The sequence below is a fragment of the Streptomyces sp. NPDC059010 genome (assembly GCF_042740355.1).
Lineage (GTDB): Bacteria > Actinomycetota > Actinomycetes > Streptomycetales > Streptomycetaceae > Streptomyces.
Genome location: NZ_JBHYJA010000003.1, coordinates 207,087 through 221,516 on the forward strand (window position 1 = coordinate 207,087; position 14,430 = coordinate 221,516).

Genomic DNA, 14,430 nt, shown 5'->3' on the forward strand with positions numbered 1-14,430 from the left:
GGGGTGGGTGGGTGTTCTCGCTCGGCGCGGGCGCGTGGGGCGCGCGCTCGCGCCGCGCCCCGCGCCGCCCGGCGGGGCCGCGGGGGGGGCCGCGTCGGTGTACGGCTCCGCCGCGCGGGCGTGACCGGCTAGGGACGGGCCGCCTTCTCATGACGGCGTTCCCGCGGAGCGCTCGGCTTCGGCTCGGGATGCCCCTTGCACTCCGCCTGCCGTGCCGGGAGGCGGCCCTCCAGCAGATAGGCGTCGACATGGCCGTTGACGCAGGCGTTCGGGCCGTACGCGATGCCGTGCGTGCCCGCGTCCCGCTCGGTCACCAGGACCGAACCCGACAGCCGCCGCTGCATCTCCAGCGCCCCCGCGTACGGTGTGGCGGCGTCCCGCTCGGCGGCCAGGATCAGGATCGGTGGTACCTCACCGGGCCCGGTCCGCACATCGAGGGGCTCCTGCCGGGGCGCCTGCCAGTAGGCGCAGGGCAGGTTCATCCACACGTTGTCCCAGGTCTCGAACGGCGCCACCCGCGCGAGCTCGGTGTTGTCCCGGTCCCAGACCGCCCAGTCCGTCGGCCAGGGCGCGTCGTTGCACTCCACGGCCGTGTAGACCGCGCTTGAGTTCTCGTCCTCGGCCGCCGCCTCCGTCATCGGAGAGGCCAGCTCGACCAGCGGCTTCACATCGCCCTTCAGATACGCCGACAGCGCCTGCGCCCGCGCGGGCCAGTAGTCGTCGTAGTACCCGGCCTGCAGAAACGCCTCCTGCAACTGCCCGGGCCCGACCTTCCCGCCGGCCGGCTTCCCGGCCAGCCGCTCCCGCACCTTGTCGTAGCTGCGCAGCACCTTCTCGGCCGTGTCCCCGAGGCCGTAGACCCGGTCGTGCTTGGCCACCCACTCCCGGAAGTCCGCCCACCGTCCCTCGAACGCGGCCGACTGGGTGAGGTTGCTGCGGTACCAGATCTGGTCCGGGTCCGGGTTCACCGCCGAGTCGAACACCATCCGCCGCACATGGGAGGGGAAGAGGGTGGCGTACAGCGCGCCGAAGTAGGTGCCGTACGACGCGCCCATGAACGTCAGCTTCCGCTGGCCCAGCGCGGCGCGCAGGACGTCCAGGTCACGGGCGTTGTTGAGGGAGTTGTAGTGCCGCAGCGCGCTGCCGGTGCGCCGGGCGCAGCCGCGTGCGTAGGCCTTGGCCCGGGCGATGCGCTCCTTCTTGTACGACTCGGTGGGGTGCGTCGGCGCGTCCATGGGCGCCTTGACGTACTGCTTGGGGTCCTGGCAGGACACCGGCGCGGACGGCCCCACGCCGCGCGGGGCGTAGCCGACGAGGTCGTACGCCCCCGCCAGCCGCTTCCACGCGGGCAGGACACCGATCAGCGGGAAGTGCAGGCTGGCGGAGCCCGGCCCGCCCGGGTTGTAGACCAGGGCGCCCTTCGTCGGCACCCGGCGCTTGCTGTTCTGCGGGTCCTTGTGCGTGGCCGGGGCCCGGCTGACGGTGAGCCGGATCTGCTTGCCCCCGGGGTGGGCGTAGTCGAGCGGGACGGAGACCGTGCCGCACTTCACGGTGGCCGGCAGGTCCAGCTTCCGCGGGCAGTTGCCGAAGGCGATGCCGGCCGCCTCGGCGCGCGCGGCGGCCACCGCGGCGCCTTGCTGCTCGTCCGCGCGCTGGGCGGCGACGGCATCGGCGCTGCCGGCCGGGGCGGCGGAGAGGGTGGTCAGGAGCAGAGCCCCGGCGACCGAGTAGAGGGCGGGAGCTCTCATCAAGTATCCCTTCAGTGCACGGCAGCGACAAAAGGGATATTTGGTTCGTCTGTTGATGAAGGCAAGCACCGTATGCCGGTGTCGGCGTCATTGCCCCCGATGCGTCACCGGGGCCCGGAACCGTTACTCGCGCCGCCGGGTCCGAACATGGTGCGCCGCGCGGTGCGCGAAGGCCTGGCGCAGCCCCGAGTGGCCGATCGCGCGCACGCCCCCTACGGCGACGGAGGTGAGGCGGGTAGGTGCGGTGGTCCCCGCCTCCCGAGCGCCGGACCAGGGCACTGAGTGGCTGGTGCCGCGGTGCGCCCCTTTTCAGGATGTGCCGGAATCGTCGGGCGGAGGACCGGTGGCGGCCGGTGGCAGGGTGTACGTCGGTGTCGGAGTCGGGGGCGGGGTCACCGGGACGGCCGGAGCGGGGTCGGCGGTCGGGCCGGGCGGCGTGGGGGCCGGGGTGAGCGGCGGGGTGCTGTCGGCGACCATGTCGCGGGCCAGGGCGTCGTAGTCGACGTACCCGGTGGCCTCCAGGACCGTGATGTGGTCCAGCACCGTGGTGTTGGCGTCGTCGGCGAGCTTGCGGACGAGGGAGTTGCGGGTGCCGGCCCGCACCTGGGCGACGACCGAGAACACCTTGCCGTGTGCCAGCCGCAGGATGTTGGCGAACTGCCGGTCGAACTCCGCGCCCTGGGCCGAGTCCAGGGTCGCCAGCCACCCCTGCTGCTGCTCGGTGGGCTCGTTGGGCAGCGCGAGGCTCAGCTTGGCGGCGACGTCACGCACCCGCTCGTCCAGGAACGTGTGCCCCTGGAGAAGATGGCGTCCCGCGGTCCGTACGGCCTCGGTGGTGCCCTTCTGCTGCGCCTGCTCACCGGCGGGCAGCTCCCACAGGCCGGCCAGCCGGACCTTGGTGATGAACTCGCGGTCCAGTCCGGACAGCGGCCCGTACCCGGTCGAGACGGTCTCGGCGTTGAGTACGTCCAGACCGGTCCCGGACCGGTCGGCGTACGACCAGATCGGGAAGATCATCGCCAGCAGCGTCGCCGTCAGGCCCGTGATGATGAGCCCGGTGCCGCTGAAGATGCCTCGGCCGTTGATGGGTGGTCGCGGTCGCATGGTGCCTCCTGTTGCGGCACCGCACGTTAGTGCGCTTCGGGGGTTGGGTTGGCATATTACTTCGGGGTACTTCGGTGCCTACGCCAACTGCCGTACAGGAGCGAATGGTTGCAACGGGGGTCGATACGGGCGAATAGGGGAGTAAGGGGGCGTGACGTTTCTGGGCGAAGGCGGGTGAAACGGTCGCTGTGACTTCGCTGTGCGGCCGGGATGTTAATCCACGCACACTCGCGGAGGCGGGGCGTCTGTGAGCCGTCTACCTGGGATGGAGACCACCTCGACCTCGACCCCGATGCCCCCGTGGTCCTCGCCGACTCCTGCCGGGCGCGCACAGCTCCCCGTCGATCAGCTTGTTCTGCGCGTGCTCGGTGGACAGGTCGGCCGCGCCGTCACCCGTCGTCGCGAGAACCACGACGCGGCGGCCGTCGGCACTGACGCCGTTGCGGGTGGTGTAGCCGGGGATGTCGCCGGGGTGGCTGTAGTACGAGCCGTCGCACGACAGCGGGATCCGCATCAGGCCGAGGCCGTAGCTCGCGCCGGGCCAGACGTAGTCCAGGGGCGGCGTCCGCACGGTGGTCTTCATCGCCGTCAGCTGAGCCGGGCGGAGCAGCCGCCCGCCCAGGAGGGCCTGGTAGAAGCGGGTCAGGTCGGCCGCCGTACTGATCATGGCGCCTGCCGCGCCCGCCGCGGACGGGTTGAACTCGGTGACGTCGATCGTCGGGCCGGAGCCCTCGAAGTGGGAGTACCCGTGCAGGTGGCGGCCGGGGATGTGCGGCTGGGTCGTCGGGGCGAGGGTGTCGCGCAGGTGCAGCGGCCTGATGATGCGGCGGGTGACCTCCTGCTGCCAGCTGGTGCCGGTGGCCTTCTTGATGATCATTCCGACGACGATGTAACCCGTGTTCGAGTACGACCACTTGGTTCCCGGCGCGAAGTCCGGCCGGTGCCTCATCGCCCGGGCGATGAGCTCCTCGGCGGTCCAGGTCCGGTACCGGTCGGCCTTGAAGCCGGCCACGGTGCCGAGCACCGGGAGGTCCGCCGTGTAGTTGTGCAGCCCGCTGGTGTGCTGGAGCAGCTGACGTACGGTGATCCCGCTGCCGTCGTTGCCGTTGCCGGAGACGACGCCGGGCAGCCAGTCCTCGACGGTGTCGTCCAGCGACAGCCGCCCCTCACCGGCCAGTTGCAGCACCACCGTGGCCACGAACGTCTTGCTGGCGCTGGCGATCCGGAACCGGTCCCCGGGGCGGACGGCCTCGCCGGTGGCGGTGTCGGCGACACCGGCGGTGGCGGAGCGCCGCCGGCCGTGCGACCCGGTCGATCGGGCGAGGGCGCCGACCGTCCCGGTCTCCATCACGGCGGTCACCCGGTCGCGCAGCGCGTCCTCGGGGGACTGCGGGGACCTGGCGGTGGCCGCGGGGATCGTCAGGACGGACACGGCGAGCGCGGCGACCAGGGCAGTGGCGGTGGTGCGCATCATGGCGGGAGCTCCTTGCGGATAGGCGCCCGCGCCGCTGACTGCGGCGCGGACACCTAACCAGGAACGCGGTCACGCCCGCACGATCACGCCAACTGGCCTGTCCGGGTGTCCGGGCGGTGGACGAGTCCTCCCACCGGCTGCCTGCTTCCCGTTCCTGCCTCCCGAGCACCCCCGAGCCTCGCCAGGGTTTGCCGCTGTCGCCCCGAGGGCCTGTCTCTCGGATTCACCGCCGCTCAGCGCCGCAGCAGCACCCGGCGCGTGGCCCGCGCCAGCCGCACACCCGGGCGATGCGACCGCGGCCTCGGCCCGGACCGCTCAAGCCACCACTCCCGCAATTCCGCCCGCACCCGCGCGTCTTCGAGCCGCCCCTCGGACAGCAGATACCCGGCGAAGTCCAGCGCGTCGCGCCGATAGCCGTCGGACATCGGGTGCCCGTGCGTGTACGCGACGAAGGCCCGCCGATATTCCTGCCCGAGGATCACCGGCAACTCCGGCGCGACCTTCGCCACGACGTCCGCCCGCTTCCCGGCGAGCGCCCGGGCCTGCACTCCGAGCCGCACCCGGTCGAACCCCTCCGGCACGGGCGTCCCGGCAACCAGCGCGGACAACAGGGCGGCCTGCGCGAGGGCGAGCCGCTGCCGGGCGGGCTCCACGGGCACGGTGAGGGCCGCCGAACCCTGTTCACCGGCCGCCGCCTGTTCATCGGCTGCCTGCGACTCGTCGGCTGCCGCCAGTCCACCGGTCACCTCCGGCTCAGTGGCTGCCACGTGCTCACTGGCTGCCGCCTGCTCACTTGCCGCCACCTGCTCACGGGCTGCCTCCGGTTCACCCGCCGTCCCCTGCTCACTCGTGGCCTGCCCCGATGCACCCGTGGCCGCTCGCGAGGCAGCTGTCGCCTCCCGCGAGACAGTCGCGGCCTCCCGCAAGTCACCCGCCGGCTCAGGCGGGGCCCCCGCCTCAGCGGCCGTGGCCGCAGCACCCGGGCCCGCTGTCGACGCCGCGTCCGTGCCCGCGAAGGCCCTCTCCCAGGACGCCTCCCGCTCGGCGGCGCCCTTCTCCAGAGCCCCTCGAATCGCCCCCAACTCCCGCTCCAGCTCACCCGGCTCGGGGAAGTTCTCGTCCCGCTCCAGCAGCACCCCCGGCGGGGACACCCGGGAGGCGAGGTCGGTGAGGATGTCGAGGACCGGCTGGGGGACGGGGTGGGCGTGGCTGTCGTGCCAGACGCCGTCGCGTTCGAAGCCGCCCGCGACATGGACGTACGCGATGGCCTCCAGCGGCAGCTCGGCGAGCGCCTTGGCCGGGTCCTCGGCACGGTTGACGTGGTTGGTGTGCAGGTTGGCGACGTCGATGAGGAGCCGTACGCCGGTGCGGTCGGCGAGCTCGTACAGGAACTGCCCCTCGGTCATCTCCTCGCCCGGCCAGGAGATGAGCGCGGCGATGTTCTCCACGGCGAGCGGCACGGGCAGCGCGTCCTGGGCGATACGGACGTTCTCGCACAGCACGTCCAGGGCGTCCCGGGTGCGGGGGACGGGCAGGAGGTGCCCCGCCTCCAGCCGCGGGGACGCGGTCAGCGCACCGCCCGCCCGTACGAACGCGATGTGCTCGGTGACCAGCGGCGACCCCAGCGCCTGAACCCGTTCGGCGAGCGCGGCCAGCCGGTCGGTATCGGGTCGCTCCGCGCCGCCGAGGCCGAGCGAGACACCGTGCGGGACGACGGTCACGCCGCGCTCCCGCAGCCGTAGGAGGGATTCCGGAAGGTGTCCGGGGCAGACGTTCTCGGCGACGGTCTCGACCCAGTCGATGCCCGGCATGCGCTCCACGGCGTCCGCGATCTCCGGACGCCATCCGATCCCCGTGCCCAGTCGCTCCATCGTCGTCCCCTCCTCGGCCTCTTCCGTACCCGCTGTCCCGTCTCCTCGGACGTGCCGGATGTGACGGGGGTATGGCCCCGGCTCCGTGATCCGAACCCCCCGGGGGCGACCTTCAGAGCAACATTTGAGGTTGGCGCCCGCGCCCCGCACCTCCGCCGCGCCCCGCACCTCCACCCGCACCCTGCACCTCACGGCCCACTACTGCCAGGAGGTACGCGCGCCACGCCCCGGATGTTCAGCGCCGAGGGCCCGCCGCAGCGCGCCGTACAACTGTTTCGGCACCCGGGGACGTCTCATACGACACGGACCGACGGACCAGACGAGGCGCTGCCAAGGGGGGACCCCGCTTTGTTACGCGTTCACTTCACCGCCGAGGACCTGGCACGCGTCACGGTCGCCACGGAGCTGGATCCGCTGTGGGAGACGATGCTCGGGGTCCAGCAGCTGGGCCAGGCCGTGCACGGGGTACCCGCGCTGCAGTCCTGGCGGCGGCGGGCCCGGAGCGTCATCGGGCAGGCGGGTGCGGCCGCGGCGGTGCGGATGCTCGGCGCCCTGCTGCCGACCCGCGGCTACTTCCCGGACTTCCTCACCCCGGACGCGGCCGAGCACGGCCTCAAGTCCGGGCTGGACGCGATCCGCGGCACCCCGCCCGGGCGGCTGAGACTCGAACTGGGACAGCTCGCTGGCGGCGCCCGGCCGCAGCGCCGGCCGCCCCCTGTCTGGGTGCGCAATCTCGCCTGCGGGGACAGTGAGGGGATGACCGACCTCACGGACGCCATCCGGGCCGTGCACGAGCGGGTGATCGCCCCCGACTGGACGGAGGCCGAGGCCCGGGTCGAGGGGGACCGCGCCCGCCGCGCCCGGACCCTGCGGGACGCCGGGCTGCACGGTCTGCTCGGTTCGCTGAGCCCGCTGGTGAGGTGGGAGCCGCCGGTGCTGCATGTGGACTACCCGGTGGACCGCGATCTGCGGCTGGCCGGGCGGGGGCTGCGGCTGATCCCGTCGTACTTCTGCCGGCGCGCCCCCATCGCGCTGGCCGACCCCCAGCTGCGCCCGGTCCTCGTCTACCCCGTCGACCACGGCGCCGTCCGGGCCACGCGGGACATCTCCGGGACCACCCCGCAGGCACTGGCCGCGCTGCTGGGCCGCACGCGCGCGCGTACGCTGGCCGCGCTGCACGACGCGGCCACCACCGGCGAACTCGCCCGCCGGCTGCGCGTCTCGCCGGCCTCCGCCAGCCAGCATGTGCATGTCCTGGTGGCCGCCAACCTCGCCCGCAGCCAGCGTGTCGGCAGCCAGGTGCTGCACACGCTGACACCGCTCGGTGCCGCGCTGCTGAGCGGCAGCTGTCCGCCACCGGAACCATGACCTGCGGTTTTCGGCCCCCGCTGAAACGTATGGTCCGTCCGGTGCGCCACCCCTCACGCTGTTGGTGCCGAAGAGCGGGGGGCTTGACCGGCCCCCCGAGCGCGTCCCGGCACACCACTTTCAGGCTTCAGGGGGATCCCATGGCTCTGCAGCGGCTCGTCACCTACGTGTCCTCGGCCGCCATGATCGCGGCGGCCTCACTGTTCGGGCTGAGCGCCAATGCCCAGGCCGCCGATGCCCGAGCCGCCGACGCCCAGGCCGCCCCGAGGGCCGGCTGTTCGTCGATCGGCGGCGGGAAGTACAACTGCCATGTGTGGAAGACGGCTTCCACCTGGTGGTGCACCACCACCGACCAGACCGACAGCTGCGACGGCATCCCGGCCGGAATCCTGCGCCGCGGCACCAGCTACTTCTACTGCCAGATCTGGGGCCACGATTTCAGGTACGGCAGCTATTACAACCACTACTGGGCCCGCACCGACGACGACAGCGGCAACAAGCGCGTCTGGCTCCCCGTCGTCTGGATCAGCGGCGGCGTCAACGACGGCCCCATTCCCGGGCTCCCGTTCTGCTAGGGCATCCCGCCCCGACCGCACCACGTCCCGCACTCGCCCTCTCCAGTGAAGGAACGCCCCCACATGGCAGACGAGTTGGTCCTGCGCGCCCAGAGATTCGTCAACCGGACCTATGGCGACAAGATCGGCATGACCGTGGAGGAGAACGGCCGTACCGGATGGAGCACCATGTACGCCCTGACCAGGGCGCTGCAATGGGAGCTCGGCATCAGCCCGGTCTCGGACTCGTTCGGCCCCACCACCCTGCGCACCCTGACGCAGAGGTTCCCCCGGCTCAACAGCACCACCGTGCCGTCGGCGAACTTCTGCCGCATCATCCAGTCCGCGATGTACTGCAAGGGCTACGACGGCGGCGACATCGACGGCATCTACAACGAGAGCGTCCAGGCCGGCATCACGAAGATGAAGCAGGACATGGGCGTCGACGGCGTCTATTCCGGGTCCGACCTGACCCCGAAGGTCTTCAAGGGCCTGCTGAACATGGACCCCTATGTCGTGGTCAAGTACGGGGACCGGCCCGGCGACGAGGACATCCGCTCGATCCAGCGCTGGCTCAACGGGCGGTACATCCACCGCCAGGACTTCTTCGTGATCCCCTGCGACGGCCACCACTCCCGTGACGTGGCCAAGTCCATGCTGTTCGCCATCCAGTACGAGCTGGGCATGGCCGACGGGGTGGCCAACGGTGTGTTCGGGCCCGGCACCCAGGCGGGCCTCAAGCAGCACACCCTCACCGTCGGCAGCACGGGCACCTGGGTGAACCTGTTCACCGCCGGGATGATCCTCAACCAGCGGCCGCACATCGCGTTCAGCGGCACCTTCACCTCCGAGCTGTCCTCGCAGGTGTTCGAGTACCAGGACTTCCTCCAGCTCTCCCTGAGCGGCGACGGCGACTACTCCACCTGGGCGTCCCTGCTGGTCTCCTACGGCGACCAGTCCCGCTCGGGCTCCGCCTGCGACTGCGTCACCACCATCACCGAGGCCCGGGCCCAGGCCCTGCGGGCCGCAGGCTACTTCCGCGTCGGCCGCTATCTGTGCAACGTCCCGGGCGGCCGGGACAAGATGATCAAGCCCGGTGAGCTCCAGACCATCGCGTCGAACGGCCTGAGCTGCTTCCCGATCTACCAGACCTTCAGCAACGGCGCGTCCTACTTCAACTACAACCAGGGCACCCGCGACGGACTGGACGCGATCGACTGGGCCAAGTACCACGGCTTCAAGGACGGCACCCGCATCTACTTCGCCGTCGACTACGACGCCTACGACCACGAGGTCACCTCCAACATCCTCCCGCACTTCCGGGGCATCCACCGCGCGGTGCAGGAGAACTCCCGCTACCGGACAGGCATCTACGGCCCGCGCAACGTGTGCCGCAGGGTGCGCGAGGCCGGGTACACCGACGCCAGCTTCGTCTCCGACATGTCCAGCGGGTTCTCCGGGAACCTGGGCTTCCCGATGCCCGGTGACTGGGCGTTCGACCAGATCGCCACCGTCACCGTGGGGTCCGGTGCCGGGGCCATCGAGATCGACAAGAACGTCGTGTCGGGCCGCGACCTCGGGCAGAGCAGCTTCGATCCCGGTGCCAGTACCGCCGGGCTGGACGTCGACTTCAACCCGGCGTACCGCGACGCCATGCTCCAGGAGGTGCGCTCGTACCTGGAGTCCATCGGGGTGCCCGAGACCGGCGGCGACGGCTGGACCGACAAGGACTGGGCGACCCTCGGCGGCATCTCCAACACCAAGGCGTTCGAGCTGGTGCTCTCCGCCGACTGGCTGTTCACCTCGCTCGCCCGCCAACTCCGGCTGCGCAAGGCCCTGATCCAGGCTCCGGTGCTGTGGGAGCTGCGCAAGCTCAACCCGCTGGACTTCGCCGCCGACACGGCCGTCAAGACAGGTGTGAAGGACGACTGCAGCACCGGCTGGGGCCAGATCTTCGCCTGGGTGGCGATCGAGGCCAGGAACCACTGCGTCCGGGAGGGCATCATCAACGGCCCGATCCTGGACCGGGGCCGGGACCTGGGATCGGTGTGGACCCAGCTGAACGAGGACGCGATCTACAACATCAAGACGGCGTCCTACCTGACGATCTACAACGCCCACCAGATCAGCCGGCCCCGACCGGCACCGGACACCAGCGAGGCCGACTCCGAGCAGATCCTCGCCCGCTACAACGGCCCCCTCACGGTGGACGGCAAGCCGAACGAGCCCGCCCTGGAGTACGGCCGTCAACTCATGGGCCTGTACCGGGTGCTGGAGAAGTACTACCGGCTCTCCCGCAATCAGTGAAGGGGACGACGACTGTGACAACCGGCATGGCAGGAATGACCCGACGCGATGTCGTCAGGCGCACCACCGCCCTCGGCACCCTGGTTCTGGCGGGCGCCTCCCCGCTGGCTCTGCCCACGGCTGCGTCGGCCGCGCGGAGACCCGGGTCCGACACCGCACCCGGACGGCCGACCTCTCCCAACGGCTGGGAGCTGGAGGAGCGGGCGAACGACGTCTCCACGGTGTGGACGCGCCGGGCGCAGGGCACCCCCTGCGACCTGGACGTACGCCTCGGCGACGTGGAGAGCGTCCTGGTGCATGTCGTGCGGCGCTTCCACTACGAGATCGACGAGCTGCGCGCCGGAGACCTGACCGGCTGGCGCGCACCGTCCCGGGTGCGGCTGGACCGGGCGGAGGGCAACCAGGCCTCCGGTACGGCTGTCGCGATCCGGCCCGGCTCCTACCCGCCCGGCGCGCAGGGAGGGTTCTTCCCGACCCAGCTCCTGGTGGTCCGCGACATCCTCGCCGAGTGCGCCGGCGTCGTACGGTGGGGCGGGGACGACGACCGGCCGTACGAGGCCCTGTTCTCCATCGACGTACCGCCCGGTGACGAGCGGCTGACGACGCTCGTGGCCAGACTGCGTACCTGGGCCGAGGAGCCCGGCAAGGGCCCCGGAACCCCCGTGGCGTGACCTGACCGCCGCCTCACCTCGATCGACGCCCCGAAGCCGATACCAGGCTTCGGGGCGTCTTCCGTCATGTCCCACGCTGACCGAAACCTGACGGAAAACTTTCGCCTCGGTGGTCTATACCAGTGTCGGTAATGCGCCCGCGGCGGCCGCGTGATCGCCCCCGAGCCCTTGGGGAGCCCCTGGGGGCGCGAGCGTGGCAGGTCAGCCGGATTTCCCCCGCAGGCCTTCCCGATCCGCATTGATTTCAGCCATCTGAAAACCGCGCAATGGACATCATTCAATGCGGAATAAATTGGTCCGCTCATGCGGTGAATGGCGTGAATTAAGTGTTGCCGGGAAGTCCCTGCGGCGAATCGGGCTGGTAGTTGATTTTTGCTTGTGGGAGAATATTCACAGGGATGGGTGGTCTCGTCCGAAAGGCTGCGTCTGATCGGCTGCCCGTGCCGCGCGAGAATCAGCCGTCGAGACTGGGGGACAAGTCGGCTCATGAACTTGGTGGAGCGGGAAAAAGAACTTTCGATCATGGAGGGCATGCTCGGCGCGGCCATGACCGGGCACGGCGGCGTGCTGTGGGTGAGTGGTGCGGTGGCGAGCGGGAAGACGGCGCTGCTCCGCGCCTTCGAAGAGCGGGCGACTGCCGCTGGAGCACTGTTGTTGCAGGCCACGGCGTCGGACGCGGAGCGCGACATGCCCCTTGGGGTGATGGGGCAGCTGCTGCTCGGGATGGGGGTGCCGCACGAGGGTGTCGTCGGCGCCGCGCGGTCGCCGGACGGCGCCGCGCTTCCCTCGGTGGTGGTAACGGAACTGTGCGGGATTGTCCTCGAAAAGGCAAAGGAAAAACCCGTGATGCTCATCGTCGATGATGCGCATCACGTAGATCCATATTCGATTGAATGCCTGTTCTATCTGGCTCGCAGGCTGACTGGAAAACGCATTCTCATGATCCTCGCGGAGAGTGGCGGCGGGTTATCCGACAGCACTCGGGTCCAGGTTGATTTTCTCCGTCTTCCGGGCTGTAGAAATATCCGCCTCGGTCCGCTGACCCGGCGCGGTGTCGGCGACATGATCGGTGCGCATGGCGGGGAACGGTGGCGGTCGCGCGCGCTCGTCGCACATCTGCACCGGACCGGTGGCGGCAACCCCCTGCTGACGAAGGCGCTCCTGGAGGACACGGCCGCCTCGCTCGCCGACGGCGACCTGCACGAACTCGACGCGTGCGTGCCGGGCGAGTCCTACGAGCGTGCCGTCACGGCGTGCCTCTACCGCGGCGCCCCCGCGCTGCGCGACATCGCCCGGGCGCTCGCCGCCCTCGGTCCGCAGGCCGCGCCCGCCGAACTGGCCGAAGTCCTCGGCACCGGCCGCGAGTCGGTGCACCGAGGCCTCTCCGCCCTCGGCACCAGCGGGCTGCTCGGCACCGGCTGGTTCCGGCACGAGGCGGGCCGCTGCGCGGTGCTGCGCGGCATGGAGCCCGCGGACCGGGCCCGCCTGGAGGCCCGCGTCGCCACGGTGCTGCACGAGCACGGCAGGTCCGCGACCGTGGTCGCCCGGCATCTGATGCTCGCCGAGCGCGTCGACGACGTATGGGCGCTGCCGACCCTGCTGGAGGCGGCCGACCGGGCGCTGGCCGACGACGACGTCGCCCTGGCGCTGTCCTGTCTGCGTGCCGCCCGTGACCTGTGCACCGACGAGGGGCGGGCCCTGGACATCAGGGCCGCGCTGACCCGGGCCGCCTGGCGGGTCAACCCGGCCATCGGCACCCGCTACCTGCCCGAGCTGACGACCGCCGCCCTCGCGGGCCGCCTCGGGCACCGGCACAGCGCCGAACTGGCCGGCCATCTCCTGTGGTTCGGCCAGGTCGACCAGGCGCTCGCCGTCCTGCACGCCGCCCAGCGCGGCACCGCGGGCACGGGACTGCGCCACCGGCTCGACGACATCCGGCTGTGGATGGCCCGCACATACCCCGGGCTGCCCCGCTCCCGCCGGGCCGAACGGGCCGAACGGGCCGACCCAGGCAGTACGGTGCGTCGGGTGGTCCCCTCTCCACGCAGCGTCCATGACCGGGTGGCCACCCTGGCGCAGGCGGCGTTCGACCCCACCAGAGACGACGTCGTGGTCCGCGCGGAACAGATCCTCCAGGGCACCCGCCTCGACGACCACACGGTCCCCTCGCTGGTCACCACCCTGGACTCGCTCGTGCTCGCCGACCACCTCGACGAGGCGGCGTACTGGTGCGAGACGCTCCTGAAGGAGGCCGCCGAGCGCGGCGCCCCCATGTGGCAGGCCCGGTTCGCGTCCGTCAAGGCCCGGATAGAGGTGCGCCTGGGCGGGCTGACCGCCGCCGAGGAGTCCGCGCGCACGGCGAACGTCCTGGTACCCGCCGAGGGCTGGGGTGTCGCCCTCGCGTCGCTCGTCGCGGTCGCCGTCTACGTGAACACCGCGATGGGCCGGCTCGGCGAGGCGGCCGACCAGCTCAGCGTGCCGGTCACCGAGGCGGCGTTCCAGACCCCCGACGGACTGCTCTACCTGTGGGCGCGCGGCTGCTACTACCTCGCGGTCGGACGCCCCTACGCGGCGCTCGACGACTTCCGTGCCTGCGGCGACACCATGACCGGCTGGGGCCTCGATCTGCCGGCCCTGGTGCCCTGGCGCACCGACGCCGCCCTGGCCCACCTGGCGCTCGGCGACGAACGGCGCGCCCGCGCCCTGGCGGAGGAACAGCTCGCACTGGTCGGCCCCGGCGCCGCATGGACGCGCGGGGTGTCGCTGAGAGTCCTCGCCCGCACCCTCGCCCCGGCGCGCCGCCTGCCGCTGCTGGGGGAGGCCGTCGAGATCCTGCGGGAGACCGGGCACCGGCTCGAACTCGTCCGGGCGACGGGAGAGTTGGCGCGCGCCCACCGCGAACTCGGCGACCCCGGGCAGGCCCGCGCCCTCGCCCGCAGAGCGCGCCAGCTGGCCGGCGAGTGCGGCGTACCGGTTCCTGAGGCGCCGCCTTCCCCCACCGGCACGCCCGCCGTGCAGGACGGCGCGGGCACGCCCCGGACCCGGCAGCACCCCGTCGAACTCAGCGACGCGGAGCTGCGCGTGGCGACGCTCGCCGCCCGGGGACTGACCAACAGGGAGATCGCCGCCAAGCTGTTCATCACGGTGAGCACCGTCGAACAGCACCTCACGCGCGCGTACCGAAAACTGGACGTCCAGCGCCGCACCGACCTGATGGCCAAGATCGCCTCCGCCCCGGACCCCGATCAGGGCCCGAAAGACCGTCACCGCGCGGAGCGCCACCCGGCGTGAGAGGTCCGAGAAGAGGAGTCCTTCGGTCATCGGCGAGGTCAC

Annotated in this window: 9 protein-coding genes; 5 read left to right on the plus strand and 4 right to left on the minus strand. The window is 71.5% G+C overall.

Annotated features, from left to right (window positions below; all coding sequences use genetic code 11):
* Positions 1-128: 128 nt before the first annotated feature.
* The 4 genes from ACFWYS_RS04655 to ACFWYS_RS04670 all read right to left on the minus strand — a co-directional run bounded on the left by ACFWYS_RS04655 (position 129) and on the right by ACFWYS_RS04670 (position 6,197).
* Positions 129-1,748, minus strand: coding sequence for an alpha/beta hydrolase (locus ACFWYS_RS04655; protein WP_384763258.1), 1,620 nt, complete (start codon positions 1,746-1,748; stop codon positions 129-131).
* Positions 1,749-2,057: 309 nt separating this feature from the next.
* Positions 2,058-2,852, minus strand: a complete 795-nt coding sequence (locus ACFWYS_RS04660; RefSeq protein WP_384763261.1) for a DUF4142 domain-containing protein — start codon at positions 2,850-2,852, stop codon at positions 2,058-2,060.
* Positions 2,853-3,108: 256 nt separating this feature from the next.
* On the minus strand, positions 3,109-4,326 hold the full coding sequence (locus ACFWYS_RS04665; protein ID WP_384763264.1) for a serine hydrolase domain-containing protein: 1,218 nt from the start codon (positions 4,324-4,326) through the stop codon (positions 3,109-3,111).
* A gap of 233 nt (positions 4,327-4,559) precedes the next feature.
* Positions 4,560-6,197, minus strand: coding sequence for a DUF692 domain-containing protein (locus ACFWYS_RS04670; protein WP_384763267.1), 1,638 nt, complete (start codon positions 6,195-6,197; stop codon positions 4,560-4,562).
* Between the two features lie 348 nt (positions 6,198-6,545).
* Here ACFWYS_RS04670 and ACFWYS_RS04675 point away from each other — a divergent pair, with 348 nt between their 5' ends.
* From ACFWYS_RS04675 to ACFWYS_RS04695, 5 genes are all read left to right on the plus strand, one after another.
* Complete coding sequence (locus tag ACFWYS_RS04675) at positions 6,546-7,565, plus strand: DUF5937 family protein (protein ID WP_384763270.1); 1,020 nt, start codon at positions 6,546-6,548, stop codon at positions 7,563-7,565.
* A gap of 140 nt (positions 7,566-7,705) precedes the next feature.
* The gene (locus ACFWYS_RS04680; protein WP_384763273.1) at positions 7,706-8,140 is read left to right on the plus strand and encodes a hypothetical protein; all 435 of its coding nucleotides are present in this window, start codon (positions 7,706-7,708) and stop codon (positions 8,138-8,140) included.
* A gap of 63 nt (positions 8,141-8,203) precedes the next feature.
* The gene (locus tag ACFWYS_RS04685) at positions 8,204-10,426 is read left to right on the plus strand and encodes a glycoside hydrolase domain-containing protein (RefSeq protein WP_384763276.1); all 2,223 of its coding nucleotides are present in this window, start codon (positions 8,204-8,206) and stop codon (positions 10,424-10,426) included.
* A 35-nt stretch (positions 10,427-10,461) separates the two neighbouring features.
* Positions 10,462-11,097 (plus strand): hypothetical protein, encoded by a 636-nt coding sequence (locus ACFWYS_RS04690; RefSeq protein ID WP_384763279.1) that lies wholly within the window; start codon positions 10,462-10,464, stop codon positions 11,095-11,097.
* A 486-nt stretch (positions 11,098-11,583) separates the two neighbouring features.
* Positions 11,584-14,388, plus strand: a complete 2,805-nt coding sequence (locus ACFWYS_RS04695) for an AAA family ATPase (protein WP_384763282.1) — start codon at positions 11,584-11,586, stop codon at positions 14,386-14,388.
* The last annotated feature ends 42 nt before the right edge of the window (positions 14,389-14,430 follow it).